The organism is Bilifractor porci (genome assembly GCF_009696005.1).
Lineage (GTDB): Bacteria > Bacillota > Clostridia > Lachnospirales > Lachnospiraceae > Bilifractor > Bilifractor porci.
This window is the reverse complement of sequence record NZ_VUMV01000021.1, coordinates 1-1529: the sequence shown is the minus strand read 5'-3', so window position 1 is coordinate 1529 and position 1529 is coordinate 1. Positions and strand designations below refer to the sequence as shown.

Below are 1529 nucleotides of genomic sequence, written 5' to 3'. Positions count from 1 at the left end.
GTGCCTTCTCCCGAAGTTACGGCACCATTTTGCCTAGTTCCTTCACCCGAGTTCTCTCAAGCGCCTTGGTATTCTCTACCTGACCACCTGTGTCGGTTTGGGGTACGATTTGATGTTACCTGATGCTTAGAGGCTTTTCCTGGAAGCAGGGCATTTGTTACTTCAGCACCGTAGTGCCTCGTCATCACACCTCAGCCTTGATTATCCGGATTTGCCTGGACAACCAGCCTACATGCTTAAACCGGGACAACCGTCGCCCGGCTAACATAGCCTTCTCCGTCCCCCCTTCGCAGTAACACCAAGTACAGGAATATTAACCTGTTTCCCATCGACTACGCCTTTCGGCCTCGCCTTAGGGGTCGACTCACCCTGCCCCGATTAACGTTGGACAGGAACCCTTGGTCTTCCGGCGAGCGGGCTTTTCACCCGCTTTATCGTTACTTATGTCAGCATTCGCACTTCTGATACCTCCAGCATGCCTCACAGCACACCTTCGCAGGCTTACAGAACGCTCCCCTACCACGTATACAAAGTATACATCCGCAGCTTCGGCACATAGTTTTAGCCCCGTTACATCTTCCGCGCAGGCCGACTCGACCAGTGAGCTATTACGCTTTCTTTAAATGATGGCTGCTTCTAAGCCAACATCCTGGCTGTCTGGGCCTTCCCACATCGTTTCCCACTTAACCATGACTTTGGGACCTTAGCTGGCGGTCTGGGTTGTTTCCCTCTTCACGACGGACGTTAGCACCCGCCGTGTGTCTCCCGTGATAACATTCTCCGGTATTCGCAGTTTGCATCGGGTTGGTAAGTCGGGATGACCCCCTTGCCGAAACAGTGCTCTACCCCCGGAGATGAATTCACGAGGCGCTACCTAAATAGCTTTCGGGGAGAACCAGCTATCTCCCGGTTTGATTGGCCTTTCACCCCCAGCCACAAGTCATCCGCTAATTTTTCAACATTAGTCGGTTCGGTCCTCCAGTTAGTGTTACCCAACCTTCAACCTGCCCATGGCTAGATCACCGGGTTTCGGGTCTATACCCTGCAACTTAACGCCCAGTTAAGACTCGGTTTCCCTTCGGCTCCCCTATTCGGTTAACCTTGCTACAGAATATAAGTCGCTGACCCATTATACAAAAGGTACGCAGTCACCCCATAAAGAGGCTCCCACTGCTTGTACGTACACGGTTTCAGGTTCTTTTTCACTCCCCTCGCCGGGGTTCTTTTCGCCTTTCCCTCACGGTACTGGTTCACTATCGGTCAGTCAGGAGTATTTAGCCTTGGAGGATGGTCCCCCCATATTCAGACAGGATACCACGTGTCCCGCCCTACTCATCGAGCTCACAGCATGTGCATTTTTGTGTACGGGGCTGTCACCCTGTATCGCGCGCCTTTCCAGACGCTTCCACTAACACACACACTGATTCAGGCTCTGGGCTGCTCCCCGTTCGCTCGCCGCTACTGGGGGAATCTCGGTTGATTTCTTTTCCTCGGGGTACTTAGATGTTTCAGTTCCCCCGGTTCGCCTC

At 53.0% G+C, this 1529-nt stretch carries 1 rRNA gene; it reads right to left on the bottom strand.

The features are described from left to right. Positions 1–1529: ribosomal RNA gene (locus tag FYJ60_RS12400) — 23S ribosomal RNA — on the bottom strand; the annotation flags it as partial.